Origin of the sequence: Actinocrinis sp., from assembly GCF_035605935.1 — a bacterium.
GTDB lineage: Bacteria > Actinomycetota > Actinomycetes > Streptomycetales > Catenulisporaceae > Actinocrinis.
The window spans coordinates 24145-32720 of sequence record NZ_DATNGK010000004.1; the positions used below are offsets into that span (position 1 = coordinate 24145).

Genomic DNA, 8576 nt, shown 5'->3' on the forward strand with positions numbered 1-8576 from the left:
GACGTTCGATCGCCGGCAAGCGCTCAGCCCTCGAAGGCGTCGCGGAAAGCGCCCAGGTTCTGCTGCCGCACCGAGCGGTCGAGCACGGCAAAGGTTATGTGCTCGAAGACGTCGCGGTAGGCGCCGTCGCCGGTCAGGTGCGCGTTGAAGGCGGCGGCAACGTGCCGTGGATCGTTGTGGAAGACGCCACAGCCCCACGCGCCGAGCACGAGCCGACGTGCGCCGTGTCGCGTTGCCGCCTCGAGAACAGCTCCGGATCGTTCGGTCAGCTGCTCAGGGATGCGGCCGACCTGTTCGGGCCGGTAGCGCTCGAGGACACCGGCGTTGGGCGCCGCGCAGGTGATCACGTCGATGGTGATCACCGGGGCCGTCAACCGGTTGTGAACATCGCGGATCACGGGAACGCCGGGCGAGTAGACCAAGCGATGGCTGTAGAAGGGATCGCGCGCCTTCTCGTGGTCCGCGTAGTAGTCAGGCGCGGCGAGCAGGCAAGGGTAAAGCAGGGTCTTGCGGCAGATGTCCTCCTCCTGCGCCTTCGCCCCGCTGAGGTACCCGCCGCCCGGATGACGAGCGGACGCGAAGTTGAGCACCGCGACGCGGCCGCCGGGCGCCGCCACAAGACGTCGTGCGGCCGTGATGGTGTCCTCGCCGGTCACCTCCATCGCCGTTTTGAACCCGTTGTCGCGGACCGCGTGCGCCCCAGCCGCAGCGAGTGTTCCTTCTCGGTTCGATGGGCCTGTCAATTCGGCGCTTCCGTAGGACCGGGTCCCTGCGACGGCCGCCGCCAGCATCGAGGCAACCTCGATTTCCTCGCCGTCCGGTGTCTTGTAGCGGCCCGCGGCTACGATTGCCTGATTCTCCGCGGCGACCTGCCTGAGCTGCGCGCTCATTACTGCTTGCTCCTCACGATCTGGATTAGCGTCAGTATGACGATAATCCAGCTGACAGTTCGACCGCCACCCGATCGTAGAAATCATGGACTCGCCCGCGAAACGGCACGCCTACCTACGATGTGAGCAGACGGGCCTTGATTCCTACGAGCCGGCGGGTGGCAAAGTGCGCAACAAAGCGATCTCGGCGGCGGTGTCCGCAGCGAACCGGCTGACCGCGCGCTGGGCGGAAACCTGTGACGGTCGCGGCACCGTCCTGTCCGGGCTGGGGGTCTGGCCGCTGCTGGCCGCGATCGCCGACCCGGCGAGTGGCGCCGCGCGCGAGGAACTGGCGCGAGCGGTCGGCTTCCCCGCGGCCGAAGGACCCGACGCGGCGAGGCGTCTGCTCGACGCGATCGAACAAAACCCTGCGGTGCACACCGCGTTGGGTTTGTGGACTGCGGCCTCGCTGCCGGTCAACCCGCAGTGGGTGGCGCGGCTGCCGCGAGTCGCCCACGGCGTGCTCGACCTGGTCCCGGCACGCGCGCAGGCGGCGCTCGATGCCTGGGTCGAGAAGGAAACCGATGGGCTGCTGCGGCGCATGCCGATTCAGGTCGACGAGGAAACGCTGCTCGTGCTCGCGAGTGCGCTGACCGTGCGGACGCAATGGGAACAGCGATTCGAGCCGAAGTCGTGGAAGGTCCGCGGCCGCTGGGCAGGACGTGACCTGCTGGGGCTCTCCCGGACGGCGTCTGTCCGCGATCTGAGCATCACGGCAACCGACGACGGGCCGGTCACTCTCGCGACTGTGCGCGGCGGTGATGAGATCGACGTGGTGCTCGCGCTCGGTGCTCCGGACGCATCGTCGGGCACTGTGCTGGCGGCGGCAGTGCGCGCCTGCGGACCCGCTGCCGAAGCATCTATCGAAGCGGTCGACCTCGATCAGCCGCAGCCAGGTCCCGGCCTCACCGTGCGGGAGATCCCAGCCTTCAGCTCGGCGCCCACAGCGCGCCTGGAAACCGTGGCGTTCACCGTCCGCGGCAGGCACGATCTGCTCGCGCACGCCGAACTCTTCGGCTTAGCCGCCGCGTCTGACCGCTCGACCGGCCATTTCCCCGGCATCAGCAGCGAGGTGCCGCTGTGCGTCCAGGCAGCAGCGCAGGACGCGACGGCGAGCTTTTCCGCCGAGGGTTTCGTCGCCGCGGCCGTCACCGCGATGGCGATGATGGCAGGCGCCGCCATGCCGAGGGGCACCGCCAAGCAGCTGACCGCCTCGTTCGATCGCCCCTTCGGCTTTGTCGCCGTGGATCGCTCAACGGGGCTGGTTCTGGTCTGCGGGTGGGTCGAGGAACCGGAGAACTACCCGCGGTAGCGCCAGCGTTCGAGCAAGTACGAGTCCTGTGTCCCTTCAGCTGGACAGGACACAGGACCCTCCCACGTCATCCGATCTCGAACACGCCGTACGAGAATCCGTCCGCTTCGACTTCTCGGCCCGCGATGTGCACGCCGTGGCCCGCCAGCGAGCGCAGCCGCGGCGCCGACTGCCCGGCGAGCGCGAGGCCGGAGATGTCGAGTCTGGCCGGTTCGCGCCTCGGGTTCGTCACGATCAGGTGGTTGCCGCCGCGCGTGTACACGAACGGGTATCCGGTGTTCAGGACCTCCACCGTGCCGCCGGAGCCGAGGGCCGGGTGCGCCGCCCGCAGCGCGATTAGCCTTCTGACTTGGTTCAGCAGCGATTCCTGGTCCTCGCGCTGGGCCGCGACGGTTGGCCGGTCCTCGTCCGGGTCGATCGGCAGGTACAGCTTCTCCGGCGCGGCTGCCGAGAATCCGGCGTTCGCCGTGCCGTCCCACTGCATCGGCGTGCGCGAGCCCTGACGCGTTTGATCGTCGAGTTGGCTGCCCTCCTTGTCCGGTACGCCGGGCACGTACCGCATGCCGATCTCGTCGCCGAAGTAGACGACCGGCAGCGTGGGCCAGGTCAGCAAGAACGCGAAGGCCGGCGCGGTCATCTCACGGGTACGGGTTCCGCAGGCCAGGCGCGAGAAGTCGTGGTTCGCGGTCGGCAACGCGATGTAGCCAGAGCCGTTGATCGCGCCTTCCGCTTCGCGCCAGGCAGTGAGGAACTCCTTCATCGAACCCTCTCCTTCGGGGGCGAAGTAGCACGGGTCGGTGCCCCATTGCGCCGAGTGGCTGCCCTGCGCGTTGTCCCAGAGCGAGCGCAGCGCGCGCCCGGTGAAGTGCAGGAAGAAGTCCACGTGGATTCCGGCCGGCACGGAGGTCTTCGGGTCGCCCCACTCGGAAAGCAGCGCCCGGTCCGGGTATTCGCGGTCGATCCACGCGCGCATCTCGCCCCACAGCGCGGCGGTGGCTGAACGGTCCGGATCATCCTTGACCAGCGAGTACGCCATGTCGACGCGGAAGCCGCAGACGCCGCGGTCGAACCAGTACGCCATGATCTCGCGCAGCGCGGCGCGGTTGGCCCGCGGCCCCGCGGCGTCCACCGGCTGGCGCCAGGGTTCGGCCGGGTCGAGGCGTGCGTAGCCGTAGTTGAGCGCGGGCTGGATCGGATAGAAGTTGGCGAGGTAGTAGCCGGGTCGGCGGCCCGGAGAGGGGATCCAGTTGCGCACCGGGGCGTGGACCGCGTCTGACCAGATGAACCGATCGTCTGACGGATCGTCGGCGGACTGCTTGAACCAGGGGTGCAGGTGCGAAGTGTGCCCGGCGACCAGGTCGAGCATGATCCGGATGCCGCGGGACCTGGCGGCCTCGACGAGTCGCTCGAAGTCCGCATTGCTGCCGTAGCGCGGTGCGATGGCCAGATAATCGGCGACGTCGTAGCCCGCGTCGCCGAACTCGGAGACGAAGCAGGGGTTGAGCCACACGGTGTTGACGCCCAGCCACTCGAGGTAGTCGAGGCGTTCGGTGATCCCGTCCAGGTCGCCGATTCCGTCGCCGTTGGAATCGGCGAAACTCTGCGGGTAGATCTGGTAGATCACCGCGTCGGCGAGCCATCCGGGCAACTTACGAGCAGCTTGCGCGGCCGGATACGGGACGGCGGGGCGGGCGCCGGAATCGCTCTGCGCGCCGTCGAAGTCATCGGGTTGAGCGTCGTTGTCGTGGATTCCGCGGTCTGTCGTGTCATTCCCGAAGGTGTCGTTGTCCACTTACTCATTATCTGCCGGGCTCCGCCAGGCAGGGAGCAATCGGCGCACTCACGCCGCGGGCGGTCGGGCGAACGCGACGGGAGGGCTGCGCGCCAACGCGCGGACCACTACGGTGTGCGCCATGACTTCGCCGCTCGCGCGCCGCACCGAGCCGCTCTCCCACGTCGCGGCGATCGTCTGCGCGCTCGGCCTGCTCGGCGCCCTGACGGCGTGTTCGACCGGCGGAACCCCGCAGCACGTGGCCTCAACCAAGTCAGCGGCCGCCGCTTCGCCGACCGCCGTGGCGACGGTTAATCCATTTTCCGGACCGATCGAGCCGGCCTCCGCGCTGCCGAAGACCTGCTCGTCGATCCTCAGCGACCAGGATTTGACGAGCGCCTTCGGCTCACCGCAAGTCGGCGACACCTCCTACGGCAACTACGCGCCGCTGCCGACGATCGGCCGGACCGGGCGCGTCACCTGCGGCTTCGGTATCTCCGTCGATCAGTCAGGCAACGAGGGCCAGCCGGTTGTGACCGTCTCGGTGATCACCTACGACCAGGCAAGCCGGGCGATCGAGCGAGTCGCGGACGACGTGCACAGCACCGTCGCGAAAGGGGCCGTCGCGCATCCAGCCGTGGTGAACGGCCATCCGGCCACGATTCTGGTCGAGCCCGCCGCCACGCCCGCGAACTCGCCATCGGTCACGGCGAGCGCCGGTTCCGGCACCCCGGCGTCCCCCTCCCCCGCCGCGAGCACGTCCGCAACAGCGGCCGCCTCCGGCGCGGGTGGTGTCACCGAACTGCTGATGGCCGACGGCAATCGCACGTTCGTCATCACGATCCCGCTGAGCCAGGCGTCCGGCACCGGCGCGTTCAATGTCCTGACGAACCTCGCCGTGCTGGTGTACCAGCACACGCTGCCGCCCGGCGGCTCGGCCACCGCGACCGCCGCCACGAGCGCGTCGCCGAACCCGGGCGCGTCGTGAGCTGATCCGGCGCGGCCGTCGCGCCGGGCTGCACCAGCATCCTGCTAAGAGTCGTCAGACCGAAATACCCGAGATCTCGTGCGGCTCGTACGGCGCCTCCAACTCGGCGACTTCCTCGTCCGTGAGCTCCACCGACAGCGAGGCGAGCGCGTCGTCCAGATGCTGCGGCTTGGTGGCCCCGATGATCGGCGCGGTCACCACCGGATTGCGGGAGAGCCACGCGAGCGCGACCTGTGCCCGCGAGAGGCCGCGGCGCTCCGCGATCGCGGCGACGGCCTCGACGATGCGCCGGTCGCCCTCGTGATACAGGTTGCTGGCGAACCGGTCGCTCACGCCCCGCTCGCTTGACTCGTCCCAGTCGCGGGTCAGCCGGCCGCGCGCCAGGGGGCTCCACGGGATCACGCCGATGCCCTGGTCCGCGCACAGCGGCAGCATCTCGCGCTCTTCCTCCCGGTAGAGCAGGTTGTAGTGGTTCTGCATGGTCGCGAACGCGGTCCAGCCGTTCGCGCGGGCCGTGTAGAGCGCCTTCGTGAACTGCCAGGCGAACATCGAGGAGGCACCGAGATAGCGCGCCTTTCCGGCCTTGACCACGTCGTGCAGCGCCTCGAGGGTCTCCTCGATCGGCGTGGCCGGGTCCCAGCGGTGGATCTGGTACAGGTCCACGTAGTCGGTGCCGAGGCGGCGCAGGCTGTTGTCGATCTCGGTGAAGATCGCCTTGCGGGAAAGCCCGCCGATGTTGGGGCCGCGGCGGGCCGGGAAGTAGACCTTCGTGGCCAGCACGATCTCGTCGCGGCGGGCGAAGTCGCGCAGCGCCCGACCGGTGATCTCCTCGCTGCTGCCGCCGGAATAGCTGTTGGCGGTGTCGAAGAAGTTGATCCCGGCCTCGAGCGCGCTCTTGATGAACTGGCGCGAGGTGTCCTCGTCGAGCACCCACTGATGGCCGCCGCGGGCCTTGTCACCGAAGCTCATGCAGCCCAGGCACAGCCGCGATACGTCCAGGCCGGTCGAGCCGAGCTTTATGTACTGCATGTCCATCCTCTTACTCCCCTGCTACGCGTGCTATGCCTGCTGCGTCCGGCCGTGGACCTCGTCACGCCAGCTGTGCCGCGGGTCGTAGCCGAGGACGCGGCGGGCCTTTTCGATCGAGAGCAACGTCTCGTGCTCGCCGAGGTCGCGCAGTACCGGCACATCCGGGTACACCTCGGCGGCGAGGCTGGCGCTGGTGCGGGTCGCCATGACGGTGTCGGCGTTGGCGATGATGAAGACCTCGAAGCCAGGGTTCGGATAAGCCAGCGCCCGGCGGACCGCCTGGGCGCCGTCGCGGGCGTCGATGTACGACCACAGATTCCACTTGCGCAGCGACGGGTCGGCGTCGAAGGCGGGGAAGGCCGCGTAGTCGTGCGGCTCCATCACGTTGGAGAACCGCAGGCCGATGATCTTCAGCTGCGGGTCCCAGCGGGCGAACTGCGCGGCCATCTGCTCGTCGAGGTGCTTGGCCAGCGAATACGAGGTCTCCGGGCGCGCCGCGTATTCCTCGTCGACGGGCACGTACGGCGGCGGGGTCTCGAACGGCAGGCCGAGTACGGTCTCGCTGGAGGCCCACACCACGTTGCGGATGCCGGCCAGGCGCGCCGCCGCGAACACGTTGTACGAGCAGCGGATGTTGTTGGAGAACGTCGCGGCATTGCCGGCTACGCCTGGGCCGGGCACCGCGGCCAGGTGCACTACGGCGTCAAGGCCGCGGTGCCGGTCGTCGATGCCGGTCAGCGCCTCAACGACCTGGCCGTAATCGGTCAGGTCGATGCGGGTGTAGGCCGAGTGGGCGCGAACATGACCCGGCGGCGGCGCCTGGTCGAGGTTGTGCACCTCCCAGCCGTGGTCGAGCAGTTCGGCGACCACCGCGCGGCCGAGCTTTCCGCTACCTCCGGTTACCGCGACTCGTCCTGCCGCGCCGTCGGTCATGTCCACCACCGCCCTGCTCATTGCGCACCGTTGATGCTCGGGCCCTGTTATCAGACCGCGCGGCCGGTTCGCCCGCGCGGGAAGATCTTCGCAGCCAACCTACCAAGCCGCGGGCCGCAGGGGGCCGACCGGGACGACGCGGGCCAGGTCCGCGCGCAGCGCCGCGACGCGTTTGCCGCCGAGGACGGCCGCCCAGCCCTCCATCAGATCGGCCATCGCCCGATCGGCCGCGCGCGTGCAGGCCCAGCCGCGCGGGGTGAGCGCGAGCAGCCGGGCGCGGGCGTCGGTGGGGTGCGGTCGCCGGGTGACGTAGCCCTTCCGGTCGAGTTCGTCGACGAGCTGACTGGCCGCCTGCTTGGTCACGCCGAGGTGTTCGGCCACGTCGCCGACGGTGGCGTCGCCCCGGGAAATGCGCACGAAGGCGAAGCCGTGGGTCGGGCGCAGGTCGTCGAAGCCGGCCGCCATGACCGCGCCGTGGATGCCGTCGACCAGCGTGGTGGCTGCCGAGAGCAGCAGCGTCGCGAGCGCGAGGTTGTCCGCTTGGGCGGCCTGGTTCGCCGCCGCGGCTCGTGGCCGTCGTTCCGCCGCCCGCTGCATCTCGCCATCGCGCATGCGTCCATCCTGCCACTTGACAAAGAAGACAAGTGGCTTGACCATTTAGTCAAGCCACTTGTCTATCGTTTGTGCAGTGGCCACTCCCGCAGTCCTCGTCTTGAAGGGTTCAGCCATGCCTGTCATACGTTCAGCCGATGCCGTCCTCTATGAGATCCACGGCGCCCGGTTCAGGTCTTTCGCCTCGTCAGCGACGGGCAGTAAGGAGCTGTGCTTGTGGCGTACCGAGATCCCCGAAGAGGTGACCGGCTTGCCGCACCGCGTCTCCTGCGAGGAAGTGTTCGCAGTCATCGAAGGGCGGATACAGCTCACGCTCGATGAGGAGGCGCACGTGCTCGGCCCTGACGATGTCGCGGTCGTGCCGGCCGGTACGTCGCTGCGGCTCGACAATCTCGGCCCTGGACCGGCCGCCTTATGGGTGAGCACCAGCGTCGGGCTCGAAGCGGAGCTCGGCGACGGCACCCGGATGAGCCCGCCCTGGGCCGCCTGACAGGTTCGGGCCGGACGAGTATCGGATATCGTCAACCGAAGGGGACGATCACGGCCACCGCGACGGGAGCAGGTGCGAGATTCCATGAATCAGCAGACGTGGACAGCGGTCGATGACTATTTCAACAACGCGTTGTTGCCGGCCGATCCGGTGCTCGATGCCGCTCGGGCGCTGAGCGCGCAGGAGGGGCTGCCGGACATCGCGGTCGCCCCGAACCAGGGCAGGCTGCTGCACATGATCGCGCGGCTGCACGGCGCCCGCCGGATCCTGGAGGTCGGCACGCTCGGCGGGTACTCGACGATCTGGCTGGCCAGGGCGCTGCCGCAGGACGGCACTCTGATCACGCTCGAGCTCGATCCGCACCATGCCGAGGTGGCCAGGGCGAACCTGAAGTCGGCCGGTCTCGACGAGAAGGCCCAGGTGCGGGTCGGGCGCGCGGTGGACAGCCTGGCGGCCCTGGCGCAGGAGCAGCCGGAGCCGTTCGACTTCGTGTTCATCGACGCCGACAAGCC

9 protein-coding genes are annotated in these 8576 nt (G+C 69.0%); 4 read left to right on the forward strand and 5 right to left on the reverse strand.

Annotation, left to right across the window (positions count from 1 at the left end; genetic code table 11):
* Positions 1–23: 23 nt before the first annotated feature.
* Positions 24–890: a TIGR02452 family protein gene (locus VN779_RS00395; RefSeq protein WP_325718980.1), complete on the reverse strand. Its 867-nt coding sequence runs from the start codon at positions 888–890 to the stop codon at positions 24–26.
* Positions 891–1056: 166 nt separating this feature from the next.
* Between VN779_RS00395 and VN779_RS00400 the strand changes: the two genes are divergently transcribed.
* On the forward strand, positions 1057–2241 hold the full coding sequence (locus VN779_RS00400) for a serpin family protein (RefSeq protein ID WP_325718981.1): 1185 nt from the start codon (positions 1057–1059) through the stop codon (positions 2239–2241).
* A 67-nt stretch (positions 2242–2308) separates the two neighbouring features.
* On the opposite strand, the gene VN779_RS00405 is transcribed toward VN779_RS00400, so the two are convergent.
* Positions 2309–3865 (reverse strand): alpha-amylase family glycosyl hydrolase, encoded by a 1557-nt coding sequence (locus VN779_RS00405; protein WP_349260569.1) that lies wholly within the window; start codon positions 3863–3865, stop codon positions 2309–2311.
* A 289-nt stretch (positions 3866–4154) separates the two neighbouring features.
* On the opposite strand from VN779_RS00405, the gene VN779_RS00410 reads away from it, so the two are divergent.
* Positions 4155–5000 carry a hypothetical protein gene (locus tag VN779_RS00410; protein ID WP_325718984.1) on the forward strand — a complete coding sequence of 282 codons (846 nt, stop codon included), beginning with the start codon at positions 4155–4157 and terminating at the stop codon, positions 4998–5000.
* Positions 5001–5054: 54 nt separating this feature from the next.
* Here VN779_RS00410 and VN779_RS00415 read toward each other — a convergent pair whose 3' ends face one another.
* The 3 genes from VN779_RS00415 to VN779_RS00425 form a co-directional block, all read right to left on the reverse strand.
* On the reverse strand, positions 5055–6029 hold the full coding sequence (locus VN779_RS00415) for an aldo/keto reductase (RefSeq protein ID WP_349260570.1): 975 nt from the start codon (positions 6027–6029) through the stop codon (positions 5055–5057).
* 30 nt (positions 6030–6059) lie between these two features.
* Entirely contained in the window at positions 6060–6983 is a 924-nt protein-coding gene (locus VN779_RS00420; protein ID WP_325718987.1) for an NAD(P)-dependent oxidoreductase, read from the reverse strand.
* 78 nt (positions 6984–7061) lie between these two features.
* Positions 7062–7574: a MarR family winged helix-turn-helix transcriptional regulator gene (locus VN779_RS00425; protein ID WP_325718989.1), complete on the reverse strand. Its 513-nt coding sequence runs from the start codon at positions 7572–7574 to the stop codon at positions 7062–7064.
* Positions 7575–7689: 115 nt separating this feature from the next.
* Here VN779_RS00425 and VN779_RS00430 point away from each other — a divergent pair, with 115 nt between their 5' ends.
* Together VN779_RS00430 and VN779_RS00435 are read left to right on the forward strand one after the other, a co-directional pair.
* A complete protein-coding gene (locus VN779_RS00430) occupies positions 7690–8064 on the forward strand; it encodes a cupin domain-containing protein (protein WP_325718991.1) in 375 nt (124 codons plus the stop codon).
* 84 nt (positions 8065–8148) lie between these two features.
* On the forward strand, positions 8149–8576 hold a 428-nt coding region (locus tag VN779_RS00435), incomplete at its 3' end, for an O-methyltransferase (protein WP_325718993.1).

Coding starts and splice junctions, on each gene's coding strand:
- VN779_RS00395 (WP_325718980.1), bottom strand. CDS start 890: ATGAGCGCGCAGCTCAGGCAGGTCGCCGCGGAGAATCAGGCAATCGTA.
- VN779_RS00410 (WP_325718984.1), top strand. CDS start 4,155: ATGACTTCGCCGCTCGCGCGCCGCACCGAGCCGCTCTCCCACGTCGCG.
- VN779_RS00415 (WP_349260570.1), bottom strand. CDS start 6,029: ATGCAGTACATAAAGCTCGGCTCGACCGGCCTGGACGTATCGCGGCTG.
- VN779_RS00420 (WP_325718987.1), bottom strand. CDS start 6,983: ATGAGCAGGGCGGTGGTGGACATGACCGACGGCGCGGCAGGACGAGTC.
- VN779_RS00425 (WP_325718989.1), bottom strand. CDS start 7,574: ATGCGCGATGGCGAGATGCAGCGGGCGGCGGAACGACGGCCACGAGCC.
- VN779_RS00430 (WP_325718991.1), top strand. CDS start 7,690: ATGCCTGTCATACGTTCAGCCGATGCCGTCCTCTATGAGATCCACGGC.